Genomic DNA, 17,168 nt, shown 5'->3' on the forward strand with positions numbered 1-17,168 from the left:
TGAAGCGGGCAGGGGACGAGGGGCGAGATGGACACTGAGGGCACCTACGACGCGCGTGGCACCCGGGCCGACGGCGTACCGCGCCCGGCCGGACCGCCGCCCCAGCCCGCGCTGCCTCCTCTTCCCTCCAGCGCCCCCGTGATGGGCCCGTCACTCGGCGACTGGCTCCGGACCCGGCGGCCCGAGGCGGCTCCCGGCACCTGGAGGTACGGCCATGTGCCGCGCCCCGACGAAGAACCGGAGAAGGTCTCCGGAGCCAGCCTGATCAGCGGCGCGCTGATCTCGTTCCTCGCCGCGCTCCTGCTCTGGTCGCTGCACTACAACCGCTACATCCCGTACTGGCTGGACCCTCTGTACTGGACCACCTCACTGGTCAGACTCTTCGACGACGCCGCGGTCCGGGGAGTGATCGGCACCCTCATCGATCTGGCGCTGTTCGTGGCGTTCGTCGTCTTCTTCGCCCGGCTCGGCAGCTGGGCCGAAGTCGGCCGCCGCTATCTGCTGCCCCTGTTCGGCGTCTTCCGCCCCAGGAAGAGCCGTCCGGCTCCCGCGATCGTGGCCGGCGCGTCCGACGACCCCGCCGAGTGGACCGATCTCCGGAACGCCGGCCAGGCCGCCGCCGCCGAACGCCTCGCCGACGAGGCCAGGTCCGGGCGGATGAACGATGTCGACTACTCCCGGATCCGCCGCGCCTGGCAGAGCGTCCAGGCCGACCCGTCCCGGCTGACCGCCTTCACCCAGCAGGTGCTGACCCGTGGCGCCGCCGCGTTCACCCACCCCTCCGGCTCTCGCGACCTGCCGACGCGAGGCGCGCAGCACGATCTCTTCGCCTCCCAGGTGAAGATCGGCACGGCCGACGGAGGCGTCCGCAACCCCTACCCCCGCCGCACCACCGGCCTCGCCCTCGACCCCTCCCTGATCGGGACCTCGCTGCTCGCCGTCGGGCCGTCGGGGTCGGGGAAGAGTGTGCGGCTGGTGCGGCCGGTGGTGGAGTCGATGTGTCTGCTGGCGCTGGCGAACCGGGCGGCGGTGGTGGCGGTCACGGCGCAGGGGGCGGGGGCCGCCGCCGACGGGGCGTTCGATCTGGTGATCTCGGTGGGGCGAGCCGACTCCACCCACGACCTGGACCTCTACGGAGGCGCCGACGACCCCGACGAAGCCGCCCGCACCATCGCCGAAGCCCTCGTCGGCGACCTCGCCGCCACCCTGCCCGGCGGCGACAGCAGGCGCGCCGCCACCGCGCTGGCCCAGCTGATCGGGCCGTACCGGCATGTGCACGGCCACTTCCCCGCCGTACCCGAACTGCGCGAACTCCTCGGCGGCGCCCCCGCCGCCCTCGCCGGGCTGCGGGCCGGCCTGGAGACGAAGGGCGGCCCCGGCACCGCCGCCGAGCTGCGGGAGCTGGACGCCCGCGAACGCCAGTCCGCCCGCGCCGACGACATCGGCGTCCTCCTCGCCGAACGCGTCGCCTTCCTCGACCGCCCCGCCTTCGCCCGCTTCTTCCGCACCGACGGCGCCGGCCGCCAGTTCTCGCTGCGCGCCGTCGAGCACCCCCTGCGGGTCCGGATCGACCTCCCCGAACGCGGCCACGCCGAAGCCTCCCGGATCATCGCCCGGCTCGTCCTGGCCCAGTTCACCGAGGCCGTGCTCAACCGCGCCGACCGGTCCCTGTTCGCCGCGCTCGTCCTCGACGACGCCACCCACACCGTCACCGCCGACTCGGTCCGCTCCATCCAGCGGCTGCGCTCCGCCAACGCCGGCGTGGTCCTCGCCCTGCGCACCCTGGAGGACGTGCCCGAGCCGCTGCGCGGCCCGCTGCTCGGCGCGGTCGGCTGCCGGATGGCGTTCGCCGGGCTCGCGCCCTGGGACGGCAACCGCTTCGCCGAGGCCTGGGGCACCGAATGGGTGCAGACCCGCGATGTCACCAATCGGCAGATCGTCTCCGACGAGCCGCTGACGAAGGCGATGCACATGATGCGCCGCCTGGTCACCGGCCGGGCGGTCACCGCCGAGGCGGTCACCGTCCGCGAGGTCGAGCGCGCCCGCTGGTCCGCCTCGGACCTGGCCCACCTGGTGCCCGCCGGGCACGCGGTGCTCTCGCTGACGACCGTGCGCGGCGAGCACACCCCGCCCCTGCTGGTGGACCTTCGGACCTGATCGCCGGCCGAGAGCGCCGGGGGGACGGACAGGCAGTCAGTCAGTCAGTCGGTCAGACCAGCCGGCCGGGCCACCGGAGATCAGGACATAACGGCTGCCAAGCGTCGCAACTCGACGAGCTGGCAGAATCGAACCATGCCGTTCATACGGGACGGCGCACTGCGCCGTCCCCGCCCCCGAGGTCACTGAAGGTCCCATGCCGCCCACCCTCGCCTCCCTGCTCCAGCACTCGGCGCTCAAACTCACCGTGCGCGCCGGGGAGGGCCGGCTCGAAGCCCCGGTCCGCTGGGCGCACGTCAGCGAGCTGGCCGACCCCGTCCCGTACATGGAGGGCGGCGAACTCCTCCTCGTCACCGCGATCACCCTGGACGCCGAGGACCCCGACGCCATGCGCCGGTACGTCCGCCGGCTGGACCGCGCGGGCGTCGTCGGACTCGGCTTCGCCGTCGGCGTGCACTACGAGGACATCCCGGACGCGCTGCTCGACGCCGCCCGGGAGGCGGACTTCCCGCTGCTCGAAGTCCCCCGCCGCACCCCCTTCCTCGCCATCAGCAAGGCCGTCTCGGCGGCGATCGCGACCGAGACGTACCGTGCCGTGACCGCCGGGTTCGAGGCCCAGCGCGAGCTGACCCGGGCCGCGCTCACCGACGGCCCCGGCGCCGTCGTCGCCCGGCTCGCCGCCCACGTCGACGGCTGGGCCGCGCTCTACGACGCCTCCGGAGCCGTCCTCGCCGCCTCGCCCGACTGGGCCGGCCGCCGGGCCGCCCGCCTCACCGGCGACGTCGAGCGGCTGCGGGAGCGCTCCGCACCCGTCAGCGCGGTGGTCGCCGCCACCGGCGACGACCGGGTGGAACTCCAGTCCCTGGGCACCGGCCGCCGGGTGCGCGGCGTCCTCGCGGTCGGCACCGGCGCGCCCCTCGGCACCGCCGAGCGGTACGCGGTGCACTCCGCCGTCGCCCTGCTCACCCTCACCACCGAACGCTCCCGCTCCCTCCAGCAGGCCGAGCAGCGGCTCGGCGCGGCGGTGCTGCGGATGCTGCTGTCCGGCCAGCCCGACCCCGCCCGCGCCGCCGCCGGGGATCTGTACGGCACACTGCTCGACCAGCCCTTCCGGCTCCTGATCGCCGAACCGGCGGCGGAGAGCGCCGCCGACGGCCAGGGCGCCCCGCCGCTCGCCGCCCTCGCCGAGTTCCTCGACTCGGCCGCCTTCCGCGCCCGGGAGGCCCACCTCGCCGTGCCCGACACCGACGAGCGCCTCGTGGTGCTGGCGGCCGACGGCGGCGCGGTGGTCGCCGAGCTGCTCTCCGCGTACGCCGCCAAGGAGGCCGGCGAGGCGGAGACCGTCCTCGGGCTCTCGGCCCCCACCGGACCGATCGCCGCGGCCGCCGCGTACAAACAGGCCGAACAGTCCCTCTCGGTCGCCCGCCGGCGCGGCCGGGCGCTGGTCGAGCACGAGGAGCTGGCCGCGGGCTCCATCCTCCCGCTGCTCGCCGACGACGCGGTACGCGCCTTCGCGGACGGGATGCTCCGCGCGCTGTACGAGCACGACGCCAAGGGCCGCGGCGATCTGGTGGCCTCCCTGCGGGCCTGGCTCTCCCGCCACGGCCAGTGGGACGCGGCCGCCGCCGACCTCGGCGTGCACCGCCACACCCTCCGCTACCGCATGCGCCGGGTCGAGGAGATCCTCGGCCGTTCCCTGGACGACCCGGACGTCCGCATGGAGCTGTGGCTCGCCCTGAAGACCACGGCGTCCGTCACCTCCGACTGACCCGTGCCCGTACCGGCGAGAGCCCAGTAAGCAAACCCAGCCCGGCGAGCAAATCCAGCCTGGTAGGCAAATCCAGCCCGTCCGGCGTTTGAGGACGGCCCCGCGCCTCGGGGTTCTCGTGGTTGACCGCCTGGCCGTCCCGGGGTTCTGCCTCGCTCCTCGCGCCTCGATCGCCGGCGGGGCTGGATTTCCCCAGCCCGCTTCGGCGAGTGAACCCAGCCTGGTAGGCAAATCCAGCCCGTCCGGCGTTTGAGGACGGCCCCGCGCCTCGGGGTTCTCGTGGTTGACCGCCTGGCCGTCCCGGGGCTCTGCCCCGCTCCTCGCGCCTCGATCGCCGGCGGGGCTTGAATTTGCCAGCTCGCTTCGGCGAGTGAACCCAGCCTGGTAGGCAAATCCAGCCCGTCCGGCGTTTGAGGACGGCCCCGCGCCCCGGGGATCCCGTGGTTGACCGCCCCGCCGCCCCAGGGCTCCGCCCCGCTCCCCGCGCCTCGATCGCCGGCGGGGCTCGAGTTCGACGGGCTCGGCGAGCAAAAGCATCACCGGTCCGCACCCGCACCCGCCGTCCCCGGCCGCACGCCCGGGTCGAGGGCCCGCGTCGAGGGCGGGCCCGGGCCCGGCCCCCGTCACACCCCCCGCCGCCCGCCAGGGCACCCCCGCCGCCCCGCACGCGCCAAAGCGTCCGGAAGTATCCCCGTACCACTCCACCCCGGACAATCACCGGAACGGCCTTCCGGTCCTACCGTGGTCGGACGCACCCCATCTATCTCGGAAGGGCCGGGACATGACCTCCACCCACGCCTTCTGGCTCGCCGGCCGCCAGGCCGCCGGCGAGACCTCCTTCGACGTGACCAACTCGTGGGACGGACGTCTCGTCGGCAGGGTCTCCGTCCCGACCGAGGATCAGGTCGAGGAGGCCGTAGCCGCCGCGTACGCCGTGCGCGAGGAGTTCGCCGCGACGCCGGCCCATGTGCGCGCGGCCGCCCTGGACCATGTCTCCCGGCGGCTCGCGGAGCGCACGGAGGAGATCGCCCTGCTGATCTCCGCCGAGAACGGCAAGCCCGTGAAGTGGGCCCGGGGCGAGGTCGGACGCGCGGTCTCCGTGTTCCGGTTCGCCGCGGAGGAGGCCCGCCGCTTCAACGGCGGCGAGGCCCAGCGCCTGGACACCGACCCGGGCGGCGTCGGCCGGCTCGCGCTGACCCGGCGCATCCCCAAGGGCGTCGTGCTGGGCATCGCGCCGTTCAACTTCCCGCTGAACCTCAGCGCCCACAAGGTCGCCCCCGCGATCGCCGTGGGCGCGCCGATCATCCTCAAGCCGGCCCCGGCCACCCCGCTCTCCTCGCTGATCCTGGGCGAGCTGCTGGCCGAGACCGAGCTGCCCGCGGGCTCCTGGTCCGTGCTGCCGGTCCCCAACGACCGGATGCCCGCGCTGGTCCAGGACGAGCGGCTGCCCGTGATCTCCTTCACCGGCTCCGGCCCGGTCGGCTACGCGATCATGGACTCCGTGCCCCGTAAGCACTGCACCCTGGAGCTGGGCGGCAACGGCGCGGCCGTCGTCCTCGGCGACTGGGCCTCGGAGGAGGACCTGGAGTGGGCCGCGAGCCGGATCGCGACCTTCTCGAACTACCAGGGCGGCCAGTCCTGCATCTCCGTCCAGCGGGTCATCGTCGACACCGCCGTCCACGACCGGCTGCTGCCGAAGATCGTCGCGGCGGTCGAGGCGCAGGTCACCGGCGACCCGTCCGACTCCGCCACCGATGTCGGCCCGCTGGTCAGCGAGGACGCCGCCCGGCGCGTCGAGTCCTGGGTGGACGAGGCGGTCGCCGCGGGCGCGAAGCTGCTCACCGGCGGCACGCGCGAGCGGGCCTCGTACGCCCCCACCGTCCTCGCCGAGGTCCCGGCCGGGGTCACCCTCGCGAGCGAGGAGATCTTCGGCCCGGTGCTCACGGTCGCCCGGGTGGACGGCGAGGCCGAGGCGTTCGCCGCGGTGAACGACTCCCCGTACGGCCTCCAGGCGGGCGTCTTCACCCATGACCTGCGGACCGCGTTCCGCGCCCACCGCGCGCTGGAGGTCGGCGGCGTGATCATCGGCGATGTGCCCTCGTACCGCGCCGACCAGATGCCCTACGGCGGAGCCAAGCAGTCCGGCGTCGGCCGCGAGGGCGTGGCGTACGCGATGGACGACTACACCTACGAGCGGGTCCTCGTCCTCACCGGCCTCGCGCTCTAGCGGGCGGGGAGGTACGACGCGACGACGGCCGGAGCCCACTGTGCGGGGGCTCCGGCCGTCGTCGTACCCCCCGGCCCGGCTCCGGACGGGCGCGCCCCCGAGCGCCCCCGGTCCGGTCACCCCGGTCACCCCGGTCACCCCGGTCACCCCGAGCGCCCCCGCCCGGGACCGCCGGAGCCCCGCCCGTTCGCCCGACTGCCCCGGGGGACTGGTGGGCGCGCCCGGAATCAGGTAGTACGGACGAGTAGCACCGGTCGGTAGAGGGCCCCCGCCCCCGCCCGCCGACGCCCGGATCCCCGACTCGCGGCGAGGTGAACCTCATGACCGCACCACTGGAGAAGAACCGTCCCCCCAAGGTCACCGAGCAGGAGGCCCGGCGGGTCGCCGAGGCCGCGCGGGAGCAGGACTGGCGCAGGCCCAGCTTCGCGAAGGAGCTGTTCCTCGGCCGTTTCCGGCTCGACCTGATCCATCCGCATCCGCTCCCCGCCGCCGAGGACACCCGGCGCGGCGAGGAGTTCCTCGCCCGGCTCCGCGCCTTCTGCGAGACCCGGATCGACGGAGCCCTCATCGAGCGCGAGGACCGGATCCCCGACGAGGTGATCAACGGCCTCAGGGAGCTGGGCGCGCTCGGGATGAAGATCGACGTCAAGTACGGCGGCCTCGGCCTCACCCAGGTCTACTACAACAAGGCCCTCGCGCTGATCGGCTCCGCCAGCCCCGCCGTCGGCGCGCTGCTCTCCGCGCACCAGTCGATCGGCGTACCGCAGCCGCTGAAGATCTTCGGCACCCAGGAGCAGCGGGACGCCTTCCTGCCGCGTCTCGCCCGCCACGACATCTCCGCCTTCCTCCTCACCGAGCCCGACGTCGGCTCCGACCCCGCGCGCCTGGCCACCACGGCCGTGCCGGACGGCGACGACTACGTCCTGGACGGCGTGAAGCTGTGGACGACCAACGGCGTCGTCGCCGACCTCCTGGTCGTCATGGCCAGGGTGCCCAGGTCGGAGGGCCATCGCGGCGGGATCACCGCCTTCGTGGTCGAGGCGGCCTCCGAGGGCGTCACCGTGGAGCACCGCAACGCCTTCATGGGCCTGCGCGGTCTGGAGAACGGCGTCACCCGCCTCCACCGGGTCCGGGTCCCCGCCGCCCATCGCATCGGAGCCGAGGGCGAGGGCCTCAAGATCGCCCTCACCACCCTCAACACCGGACGGCTCTCCCTCCCCGCCATGTGCGTCGGCGCGGGCAAATGGTGTCTGAGGATCGCCCGCGAGTGGTCGGCGGAGCGCGAGCAGTGGGGCCGGCCGGTCGCCCGGCACGAGGCGGTCGGCGCGAAGATCTCCTTCATCGCCGCCACCACCTTCGCCCTGGAGGCCGTGCTCGACCTCTCCTCCCAGATGGCCGACGAGGACCGCAACGACATCCGGATCGAGGCGGCGCTCGCCAAGCTGTACGGCTCCGAGATGGCCTGGCTGATGGCCGACGAGCTGGTCCAGATCCGCGGCGGACGCGGCTTCGAGACCGCCGACTCGCTCAAGGCGCGCGGCGAGCGTCCCGTACCCGCCGAGCAGATGCTCCGCGATCTGCGCATCAACCGGATCTTCGAGGGCTCCACCGAGATCATGCACCTGCTGATCGCCCGGGAGGCCGTCGACGCCCACCTCAAGGTCGCCGGCGGGCTCATCGACCCGGAGAACTCCCTCGGCGACAAGGCGAGGGCGGGCGCGCGGGCCACGGCCTTCTACGCCCGCTGGCTGCCCAAGCTGGTCGCGGGCCCGGGCGGGCTCCCGAGTTCGTACGGGGAGTTCCACCCGGCCGGCTTCCCGGACCTCTCCGCCCATCTGCGGTACGTCGAGCGCTCGTCCCGCCGGCTCGCCCGCTCCACCTTCTACGCCATGTCCCGCTGGCAGGGCCGGATGGAGACCAAGCAGGGCTTCCTGGGCCGGATCGTCGACATCGGGGCCGAGCTGTTCGCGATGAGCGCCGCCTGCGTGCGGGCGGAGCTGCTGCGCACCGGCGAGGGCCCCGGCCGGGAGGCGTACCAGCTCGCGGACGCGTTCTGCCGGCAGTCCCGGATCCGGGTGGAGGAGCTGTTCAACCGGCTCTGGTCCAACACCGACAGCATCGATCACCGCGTGGTGGAGGGCGTGCTCTCCGGCCGGTACGAGTGGCTGGAGCAGGGCATCGTCGACCCCAGCGGCGACGGGCCCTGGATCGCGGACGCCACTCCGGGCCCCTCCGCCCGGGAGAACGTCCACCGCCCCGTCCCCTGACCGCGGCCCTGCCACCTCGCGCCCTCGCCCCTTCTCCCCGACCCCGGCCGCCCGCCTCGCCGGCCCCCGGCTCCCCGCCCCCGAGACCGCCCCCGAGGCCGCCCCGGCGACCGGGCGGCGGGCCCCGGCGCCGTTCCGCGCCCCGCCGCCCCGACGCCGCTGTTCTTGCCCGCCGCCGTTACGGACACAATGGGGGGATGAGCGACAGCCCATCTCCCCTCGCCGACCCGCACATCGCCTTCGATCCGGCCGAAGGACGCCGGGACGTCGTCGTCCTCGGCTCCACCGGATCCATCGGGACCCAGGCCATAGACCTCGTACTGCGCAACCCCGACCGCTTCCGCGTCACCGCGCTCTCCGCCGCCGGCGGACGGGTGGCGCTGCTCGCGGAGCAGGCCCGCCTGCTGCGCGTCGAGACGGTCGCCGTGGCCCGGGAGGAGGCCGTGCCCGCGCTCCGCGAGGCGCTGGCCGCGGAGTACGGGACCGAGCGGCGGCCCGAGATCCTCGCCGGCCCCGGGGCCGCCGCCGAGCTGGCCGCCTCCGACTGCCACACCGTGCTCAACGGCATCACCGGCTCCATCGGCCTCGCCCCCACCCTCGCCGCGCTCACGGCGGGCCGGACGCTGGCCCTCGCCAACAAGGAGTCGCTCATCGTCGGCGGGCCCCTGGTGAAGGCCGTCGCCGCGCCCGGCCAGATCATCCCGGTGGACTCCGAGCACACCGCGATCTTCCAGTCGCTGGCCGCGGGCACCCGCGCCGACGTCCGCAAGCTGGTCGTCACCGCCTCCGGCGGCCCCTTCCGCGGCCGCACCCGGGCCGAGCTGGCGGACGTCACCCCCGGCGACGCCCTGGCCCACCCCACCTGGGCCATGGGCCCGGTGATCACGGTCAACAGCGCGACCCTGGTCAACAAGGGCCTGGAGGTCATCGAGGCGCATCTCCTGTACGACGTGCCCTTCGACCGCATCGAAGTCGTCGTCCATCCGCAGAGCTATGTCCACTCGATGGTGGAGTTCCTGGACGGCTCCACCATCGCCCAGGCCACCCCGCCGGACATGACGGGCTCGATCGCGGTGGGCATCGGCTGGCCCGAGCGGGTGCCCGACGCGGCCCCGGCCTTCGACTGGACGCAGGCCTCGACCTGGGAGTTCTTCCCCCTCGACACCGAGGCGTTCCCCTCGGTGGCCCTCGCCCGCCAGGTGGGCGAGCTGGGCGGCACGGCCCCCGCGGTCTTCAACGCGGCCAACGAGGAGTGCGTGGACGCGTTTCTCGCCGGAAGGCTGCCGTTCAACGGAATCATGGATACGGTCACCGAAGTCGTCACCGAACACGGGGCTCCCGCGCGGGGAACCGCGCTGACGGTCGGCGACGTTCTCGAAGCGGAGAGCTGGGCCCGGGCCAGAGCCCGGGAACTGGCAGGGAAAGCCACAGCGGAGGCTCGCGCATGACGTTGCTGTTGACGGTCCTCGGCATAGCGCTGTTCGCCGTCGGCCTGCTGTTCTCCATCGCCTTCCACGAGCTGGGCCACCTCTCCACGGCCAAGCTCTTCGGCATCCGGGTGCCGCAGTACATGGTCGGCTTCGGCCCCACCCTCTGGTCCCGGCGCAAGGGCGAGACGGAGTACGGGATCAAGGCCATCCCCATGGGCGGCTACATCCGCATGATCGGGATGTTCCCGCCCGGCGCGGACGGCCGCGTCGAGGCCCGGTCCACCTCGCCCTGGCGCGGCATGATCGAGGACGCCCGTTCGGCCGCGTACGAGGAGCTGGAGCCGGGCGACGAGAAGCGGCTCTTCTACACGCGCAAGCCGTGGAAGCGCGTGATCGTGATGTTCGCCGGCCCGTTCATGAATCTGATCCTCGCCGTCGCGATCTTCCTCGGCGTCGCGATGGGCTTCGGTTTCGCCACCCAGACCACCGAGGTCGCGGGCGTCCCCAAGTGCGTCATCGCCCAGAGCGAGGAGCGCGACACCTGCGCGGCGGGCGACCCCGCCTCGCCCGCCCAGGCCGCCGGACTGAAGGTCGGCGACAAGATCGTCGCCTTCGACGGGAAGCCGGTGGACGACTGGGCGGGCCTCTCCGGCCTGATCCGCGACACCACCGGAGCCGCCGACATCACCGTCGAGCGCGACGGAGAGCGCCGGGAGCTGCGGGCCGAGCTGATCACCAACAAGGTGGTCGCCAAGGACTCCGACGGCGAGGTCGTCCCCGGGAAGTTCGTCGAGGCCGGATATCTCGGCTTCGCCGCCCGGACCGAGATCATGCCGCTCTCCTTCCCCGACTCGGTCGACCGCATGGGCGGCATGCTGGAGAACGGGGTGGAGTCGATCATCGCCCTCCCCGCCAAGGTCCCCGACCTCTGGGACGCGGCCTTCGGTGACGGCGAGCGCAAGGACGACTCCCCGGTCGGCGTCGTCGGCGCGGCCCGTATCAGCGGCGAGGTGATGAATCTGGACGTACCCACCCAGAACATTGTCGCCAGCTTCATGCTGCTGCTCGCGGGCTTCAACCTCTCGCTGTTCCTCTTCAACATGCTGCCGCTGCTGCCCCTGGACGGCGGACACATCGCGGGAGCCCTCTGGGAGTCCGTGCGCCGCAAGGTCGCCCGGCTCTTCCGGCGTCCCGACCCCGGCCCCTTCGACGTGGCCAAGCTCATGCCGGTCGCCTATGTCGTCGCCGGGATCTTCATCTGCTTCACCCTGTTGGTGCTGGTCGCCGACATCGTCAATCCGGTGAAGATCAGCTGACCGGACCCCGAGCGGCGGCGCGGCCGGGTGCACTGTGCGCCCGGCCGCCCGCCGCTCCGGCGTTTTCACCCGCGTGATGTGCTTGTCGTAACCGAGGTGCCGTAATCTCGGACCTCTGGAGCCCGCCGATTCGGGACCTCGATCCACACCTTGGGGTTGCACAGCACATGACCGCGATTTCGCTCGGTATGCCTTCCGTTCCGACCAAGCTCGCCGACCGGCGGGTCAGCCGAAAGATTCAGGTCGGCTCGGTGGCCGTCGGCGGCGACGCACCCGTCTCCGTGCAGTCGATGACGACGACGCGCACCTCCGACATCGGGGCCACCCTCCAGCAGATCGCGGAGCTGACCGCGTCCGGCTGCCAGATCGTCCGGGTCGCCTGCCCCACCCAGGACGACGCCGACGCCCTCTCCACCATCGCCCGGAAGTCCCAGATCCCCGTCATCGCGGACATCCACTTCCAGCCCAAGTACGTCTTCGCCGCCATCGACGCCGGCTGCGCCGCGGTCCGGGTGAACCCGGGCAACATCAAGCAGTTCGACGACAAGGTCAAGGAGATCGCGCGGGCCGCCTCGGCCTCCGCCACCCCCATCCGCATCGGCGTCAACGCCGGTTCGCTCGACGCCCGGCTGCTGGCCAAGTACGGCAAGGCCACCCCCGAGGCGCTGGTGGAGTCCGCGCTCTGGGAGGCCTCCCTCTTCGAGGAGCACGGCTTCCAGGACATCAAGATCTCGGTCAAGCACAACGACCCCGTCGTGATGGTCAACGCCTACCGCCAGCTCGCCGCCCAGTGCGACTACCCGCTCCACCTCGGCGTCACCGAGGCCGGCCCCGCCTTCCAGGGCACCATCAAGTCCGCCGTCGCCTTCGGAGCCCTGCTCAGCGAGGGCATCGGCGACACCATCCGGGTCTCCCTCTCCGCGCCCCCGGCCGAAGAGGTCAAGGTCGGCATCCAGATCCTGGAGTCGCTCAACCTCCGCCAGCGCCGGCTGGAGATCGTCTCCTGCCCGTCCTGCGGCCGCGCCCAGGTCGACGTCTACAAGCTCGCCGACGAGGTCACCGCGGGCCTGGAGGGCATGGAGGTGCCGCTGCGCGTCGCCGTCATGGGCTGCGTCGTCAACGGCCCCGGCGAGGCCCGCGAGGCCGACCTCGGCGTCGCCTCCGGCAACGGCAAGGGCCAGATCTTCGTCAAGGGCGAGGTCATCAAGACCGTGCCCGAGTCCAAGATCGTCGAAACCTTGATCGAAGAGGCGATGAAGATCGCCGAGCAGATGGAGAAGGACGGCATCGCCTCCGGCGAGCCCGAGGTCTCCGTCGGCTGACCGCCGCCGCCCAGGGCCCCGACCGCGCCGCCCGCGCGAGCGGGGCCCGTCGCACGCTCGGCACCCGGCCCACCCGGCAGGTACAGTGCGGAGATCGGCAGACGGCAGGTGAGGCCCCCTCGTGTTGACGCAGACGACCACCCGGGTCCTCGAACCCAGCGACCTCGGCGCCGCGCTCGCCGTTCTGGAGAGCGAGCCCGTGGCGAACGCCTTTGTCACCTCACGGGTCCAGGTCGCCGGGCTCGACCCCTGGCGGCTCGGCGGCGAGATGTGGGGCTGGTACGCCGACGGACGGCTGCGCTCCTTGTGCTACTCCGGTGCCAACCTCGTCCCCATCTGCGCCACCCCCGAGGCCGTCCGCGCCTTCGCCGACCGCGCCCGCCGGGCCGGCCGCCGCTGCTCCTCCATCGTCGGGCCCGCCGAGCCCACCGCCCGGCTGTGGCGGCTGCTGGAGCCCAGCTGGGGCCCCGCCCGGGACGTCCGCCCCCGCCAGCCGCTCATGGTCACCGACCGGGTGCCCGACGACATCGAGCCCGACCCGTACGTCCGCCGGATCCGCAAGGACGAGATGGACGCGATCATGCCCGCCTGCGTGGCCATGTTCACCGAGGAGGTCGGCGTCTCCCCGATGGCCGGCGACGGCGGACTGCTCTACCAGGCCAGGGTCGCCGAACTCGTCGGCGCGGGCCGCTCCTTCGCCCGGATCGAGGACGGCCGGGTGATCTTCAAGGCGGAGATCGGCGCGGCGACCACCCAGGCCTGCCAGATCCAGGGCGTCTGGGTGGACCCCGAGTTCCGCGGCCGGGGACTGTCCGAGACGGGCATGGCCGCCGTGCTGAGGTACGCCCTCGCCGATGTGGCGCCCGTGGTCAGTCTGTACGTCAACGACTACAACACCCCGGCAAGGGCCGCCTACCGGCGCGTCGGCTTCGAGGAGACCGGGGCCTTCATGAGCGTGCTGTTCTGAGCCGGGACGGCGGCAAGTAGGGTTCGCGCATGGCAGCCCTTCCCGATGTCGCGGTCGAACCGGTCGACCTCAGCGCCCGGATCGACGAGGCCCTCGGCGTGCAGGCCCTCGCCTTCGGACTCACCGAGGAAGAGATCGAGGTGCGCCGCCACATCGTGCACCGCCACCTCCTCCAGCCCGGCGCCCGCGCGCTCGGCGCGCTCACCCCGACCGGGCGGCTCGTCGGATTCGTCTACGGAATGCCGAACGACCGGCGGCACTGGTGGTCCACCGTGGTGGAACCCCATCTGCGCCGCACCGGCGACGAGGGGTGGCTCACGGACTCCTTCGTCATCACCGAGCTGCACGTTCACCCCTCCTTCCAGGCGCGCGGCATCGGGCGCGCCCTGATCACCGCCATCACCGACGGAGCGGACCAGCCCCGCTCGATCCTCTCCGCCATCGACATCGAGTCACCGGCCCGCAGGCTCTACCGGAAGCTGGGGTACGAGGACCTCGCCCGCCCCGTCCACTTCCCCAGCGCGCCGAGCCCGTACGCCGTGATGGGGGCCCCGCTGCCGCTGCGGCGCGACAACTGATTTCCGCCGCCGCCCGCCGCCCGGCTAACCTCTCCGACACCACCCTTTCTTGACGCAGGAGAGTTCCTCATGGCAGCCCAGGTCCAGCGCATGTCCCGTCTGATGGTCAAGACACTGCGCGACGACCCCGCGGACGCCGAGACGCTCAGCCACAAGCTGCTGGTCCGCGCGGGCTATGTGCGGCGGAACGCGGCGGGCATCTGGTCCTGGCTGCCGCTCGGCAAGCAGGTCCTGGAGAACGTCACCCGTGTGGTTCGCGAGGAGATGGAGGCGATCGACGGGCAGGAGGTCCTGCTGCCCGCGCTGCTGCCCCGCGAGCCCTACGAGGCGTCCGGGCGCTGGGAGGAGTACGGGCCGGAGCTGTTCCGCCTCAAGGACCGCAAGGGCGCGGACTACCTCCTCGGCCCGACCCACGAAGAGATCTTCACCCTGCTCGTCAAGGACCAGTGCACGTCCTACAAGGATCTGCCGGTCACCCTCTTCCAGATCCAGACGAAGTACCGCGACGAGGCCCGTCCGCGCTCCGGCATCCTGCGCAGCCGTGAGTTCCTGATGAAGGACTCGTACTCCTTCGACACCACGGACGAGGGCCTGGCCGAGTCGTACGGCCGGCACCGCGAGGCGTACATCAAGATCTTCCAGCGGCTCGGGCTCGACCACCGGGTCGTGTCGGCCGTCTCCGGCGCGATGGGCGGCTCCGCGTCCGAGGAGTTCCTCGCCCCCGCCGCCGCCGGCGAGGACGTCTTCGCCGACTGCCCCGCCTGCGACTACGCGGCCAACACCGAGGCCGTGACCTTCGTCGCCGAGCCGGTCGCCGCCGCCGACCACGCCGCCGTCGAGGAGCTGGACACCCCCGACACCCCCACCATCGAGACCCTCGCCGCCCACCTGGGCGTACCGGCCTCCGCCACCCTGAAGAACCTGCTGGTCAAGGTCGACGGCGAGATCGTCGCGGTCGGCGTGCCCGGCGACCGCGAGGTGGACCTCGGCAAGCTCACCGACCACCTCGCGCCCGCCTCGGTCGAGCTGGTCACCGCCGACGACTTCACCGGCCGCCCCGACCTGGTGCGCGGCTATGTCGGCCCCCAGGGCCTGGAGAAGGTCCGCTACCTCGCCGACCCCAGGGTCGCCGCCGGCACCGCGTGGATCACCGGGGCCAACAAGGAAGGCGCCCACGCCAAGAACGTCGTCGCGGGCCGTGACTTCACGGTCGACGAGTACGCCGACGTCGTCGTGGTCGAGGACGGCGACCCGTGCCCGCGCTGCGGCACCGGTCTGAAGCTCGACCGCGCGATCGAGATCGGCCACATCTTCCAGCTCGGCCGCAAGTACGCCGACGCCTTCCAGCTCGATGTGCTCGGGCAGAACGGCAAGCCCGCCCGGGTGACCATGGGCTCGTACGGCATCGGCGTCTCCCGCGCCGTGGCCGCGCTGGCCGAGCAGACCGCCGACGAGCAGGGGCTGTGCTGGCCGGCGGAGATCGCTCCCGCGGACGTGCACGTGGTGGCGGCGGGCAAGGCCGTCCAGACCGAGCTGGCCCTCGATGTCGCGGAGCAGCTCGCGGCGGCGGGGCTGCGGGTGCTGGTGGACGAGCGGGCCGGGGTCTCCCCGGGCGTCAAGTTCACCGACGCCGAGCTGATCGGCGTGCCCAAGATCCTCGTCGCCGGGCGCCGCTCCGCCGAGGGCGTCGTCGAACTCAAGGACCGCCGCACCGGCGCCCGCGAAGAACTCCCCGTCGCCGAAGCCGTCTCCCGCCTCCGCCCCTGACCCGGGGGCCCCGCCCCCGACCCCCCGCGCCTCAATCGCCGGCGGGGCTTGAGTATGACGCGCTCGGCTCGCCTGGCACACTCAGCCCGTCCGGCGTTTGAGGACGGACCTGTGCCTCGGGGATCCCGCATGCTTCTGGCTGTCCCCGGGGCTCTGCCCCGCCCCCCGCGCCTCAATCGCCGGCGGGGCTGGAATGCCCCAACCCGCGGCGAGCGAACCCAGCCCGGTGAGCAAACCCAGCCCGTCCGGCGTTTGAGGACGGACCTGCGCCTCGGGGATCCCGCACGCTTCTGGCTGCCCCCGGGGCTCTGCCCCGCCCCCCCGCGCCTCAATCGCCGGCGGGGCTGGAATGCCCCGACTCGCTTCGGCGAGCAGACTCAGCCCGTCCGGCGATTGAGGACGGACCATGCGCCGGGCCGCCCGGGGGATGACCGGGCCCGGGGGGCGAGCCCCGGGCTCAGAGCCAGGAGGCGAACTCCAGGGTGGACTCCGCCTCGCGCGACCTCCCCGCCTCCAAGGCCCTCATCCCCGACTCCACCGCCCGGAACAACACCCACCCCCGCAGCCGCGCCCCGTCCACCTCCAGCGAGTCCGCCAGTCTGTTCACCCGGCGGCGGGCCGCCGAAGGGCCCGAGGACGCGGCGACGAGATCCTCGGCCCGGTCCCGGACCAGGCGCGCGAGGTCGTAGGCGCGCTCGCCCACCACCGGCTCGGGCCCCACCGCCAGCCAGGGCGCGCGGTCCGCCGCGAGGACCTTGCCCTGGCGGAAGGCCCCGTGGAGGAGAAAGGTCTCGGCGGGGTCGGACACCAGCTCGTCCCGGGCGGCGAGAGCCGCCGCCGCCAGCGGGTCGTCCACCCCCCGCAGCACCCGCGCCTGGCGCTCCGTACGCTCCGCCACCGTCTCGAACCCATGCCCCGCCGGCGGTGCGACCCACAGCCGCCGTACCACCCCGGCCGCCTCCAGCAGCGCCTTCGCCTCCGGCAGCGACCGCAGCGACACCTCCGGATGCAGCCGCTCCAGCACCAGCGCGTCCCCCGTCCCGGACACCGGCAGCGCACGCGCCGCCCCCCACCCGTCCCAGTGCGCGAGCGCGGCCCGCTCCAGCTCCGGGGCGGCCGATCCGGGGGCGAGCTTGAGCGTGGCGGGGGTGTCGTCGGCGAGGCGTACGAGCACGATCAGACCGCTTCTGCCGCCGGGAGCGAGCACCCGCTCGACCCGCAGCCCGAGCCGGGCCACCGTCTCCTCGGCGATGCCGGGCAGCCGCCCGAGCCACGGGTCGCTCTCGCCGAGCGCCCGCACCAGACGCTGGGGCGCTTCAAAACCCATGCGCGAGTGGTTCCCTTTCCCTCATACGCGCCGGCCGCCCGC

The 17,168-nt window shown here is 73.3% G+C and carries 11 protein-coding genes; 10 read left to right on the forward strand and 1 reads right to left on the reverse strand.

Features of this window, described 5'->3' with window-relative positions:
- Positions 1 to 27 precede the first annotated feature (27 nt).
- The 10 genes from ACF089_RS01990 (at position 28) to ACF089_RS02035 (ending at position 15,799) form a co-directional block, all read left to right on the forward strand.
- The gene (locus tag ACF089_RS01990) at positions 28 to 2,157 is read left to right on the forward strand and encodes an ATP-binding protein (protein ID WP_392020498.1); all 2,130 of its coding nucleotides are present in this window, start codon (positions 28 to 30) and stop codon (positions 2,155 to 2,157) included.
- Positions 2,158 to 2,353: 196 nt separating this feature from the next.
- Positions 2,354 to 3,925, forward strand: a complete 1,572-nt coding sequence (locus ACF089_RS01995; RefSeq protein ID WP_392020501.1) for a PucR family transcriptional regulator — start codon at positions 2,354 to 2,356, stop codon at positions 3,923 to 3,925.
- Between the two features lie 781 nt (positions 3,926 to 4,706).
- Positions 4,707 to 6,152: an aldehyde dehydrogenase family protein gene (locus ACF089_RS02000; protein WP_392020503.1), complete on the forward strand. Its 1,446-nt coding sequence runs from the start codon at positions 4,707 to 4,709 to the stop codon at positions 6,150 to 6,152.
- A gap of 320 nt (positions 6,153 to 6,472) precedes the next feature.
- Positions 6,473 to 8,419: an acyl-CoA dehydrogenase family protein gene (locus ACF089_RS02005; protein WP_392020505.1), complete on the forward strand. Its 1,947-nt coding sequence runs from the start codon at positions 6,473 to 6,475 to the stop codon at positions 8,417 to 8,419.
- 197 nt (positions 8,420 to 8,616) lie between these two features.
- Positions 8,617 to 9,867 (forward strand): 1-deoxy-D-xylulose-5-phosphate reductoisomerase, encoded by a 1,251-nt coding sequence (gene dxr, locus ACF089_RS02010; RefSeq protein WP_392020508.1) that lies wholly within the window; start codon positions 8,617 to 8,619, stop codon positions 9,865 to 9,867.
- Positions 9,864 to 11,165 carry a M50 family metallopeptidase gene (locus ACF089_RS02015; RefSeq protein WP_392020511.1) on the forward strand — a complete coding sequence of 434 codons (1,302 nt, stop codon included), beginning with the start codon at positions 9,864 to 9,866 and terminating at the stop codon, positions 11,163 to 11,165. Before dxr ends, ACF089_RS02015 begins: the two co-directional genes overlap by 4 nt.
- 167 nt (positions 11,166 to 11,332) lie before the next feature.
- Positions 11,333 to 12,487, forward strand: a complete 1,155-nt coding sequence (ispG, locus tag ACF089_RS02020) for a flavodoxin-dependent (E)-4-hydroxy-3-methylbut-2-enyl-diphosphate synthase (protein WP_392020514.1) — start codon at positions 11,333 to 11,335, stop codon at positions 12,485 to 12,487.
- A gap of 124 nt (positions 12,488 to 12,611) precedes the next feature.
- The gene (locus tag ACF089_RS02025) at positions 12,612 to 13,454 is read left to right on the forward strand and encodes a GNAT family N-acetyltransferase (protein WP_392021565.1); all 843 of its coding nucleotides are present in this window, start codon (positions 12,612 to 12,614) and stop codon (positions 13,452 to 13,454) included.
- A gap of 29 nt (positions 13,455 to 13,483) precedes the next feature.
- Positions 13,484 to 14,032 (forward strand): GNAT family N-acetyltransferase, encoded by a 549-nt coding sequence (locus tag ACF089_RS02030; RefSeq protein ID WP_392020517.1) that lies wholly within the window; start codon positions 13,484 to 13,486, stop codon positions 14,030 to 14,032.
- Positions 14,033 to 14,101: 69 nt separating this feature from the next.
- A complete protein-coding gene (locus tag ACF089_RS02035; protein ID WP_392020520.1) occupies positions 14,102 to 15,799 on the forward strand; it encodes a proline--tRNA ligase in 1,698 nt (565 codons plus the stop codon).
- A gap of 457 nt (positions 15,800 to 16,256) precedes the next feature.
- On the opposite strand, the gene ACF089_RS02040 is transcribed toward ACF089_RS02035, so the two are convergent.
- Positions 16,257 to 17,126: an aminoglycoside phosphotransferase family protein gene (locus tag ACF089_RS02040; protein WP_392020523.1), complete on the reverse strand. Its 870-nt coding sequence runs from the start codon at positions 17,124 to 17,126 to the stop codon at positions 16,257 to 16,259.
- Between the last annotated feature and the right edge of the window lie 42 nt (positions 17,127 to 17,168).

This window comes from Streptomyces sp. NPDC014894 (assembly GCF_043080985.1).
Classification (GTDB): domain Bacteria; phylum Actinomycetota; class Actinomycetes; order Streptomycetales; family Streptomycetaceae; genus Streptomyces.

Excerpts from the sequence above, each read along its gene's own strand:
- ACF089_RS01990 (WP_392020498.1), top strand. The coding sequence starts at position 28 with ATGGACACTGAGGGCACCTACGACGCGCGTGGCACCCGGGCCGACGGC.
- ACF089_RS01995 (WP_392020501.1), top strand. The coding sequence starts at position 2,354 with ATGCCGCCCACCCTCGCCTCCCTGCTCCAGCACTCGGCGCTCAAACTC.
- ACF089_RS02000 (WP_392020503.1), top strand. The coding sequence starts at position 4,707 with ATGACCTCCACCCACGCCTTCTGGCTCGCCGGCCGCCAGGCCGCCGGC.
- ACF089_RS02005 (WP_392020505.1), top strand. The coding sequence starts at position 6,473 with ATGACCGCACCACTGGAGAAGAACCGTCCCCCCAAGGTCACCGAGCAG.
- dxr (WP_392020508.1), top strand. The coding sequence starts at position 8,617 with ATGAGCGACAGCCCATCTCCCCTCGCCGACCCGCACATCGCCTTCGAT.
- ACF089_RS02015 (WP_392020511.1), top strand. The coding sequence starts at position 9,864 with ATGACGTTGCTGTTGACGGTCCTCGGCATAGCGCTGTTCGCCGTCGGC.
- ispG (WP_392020514.1), top strand. The coding sequence starts at position 11,333 with ATGACCGCGATTTCGCTCGGTATGCCTTCCGTTCCGACCAAGCTCGCC.
- ACF089_RS02030 (WP_392020517.1), top strand. The coding sequence starts at position 13,484 with ATGGCAGCCCTTCCCGATGTCGCGGTCGAACCGGTCGACCTCAGCGCC.
- ACF089_RS02035 (WP_392020520.1), top strand. The coding sequence starts at position 14,102 with ATGGCAGCCCAGGTCCAGCGCATGTCCCGTCTGATGGTCAAGACACTG.
- ACF089_RS02040 (WP_392020523.1), bottom strand. The coding sequence starts at position 17,126 with ATGGGTTTTGAAGCGCCCCAGCGTCTGGTGCGGGCGCTCGGCGAGAGC.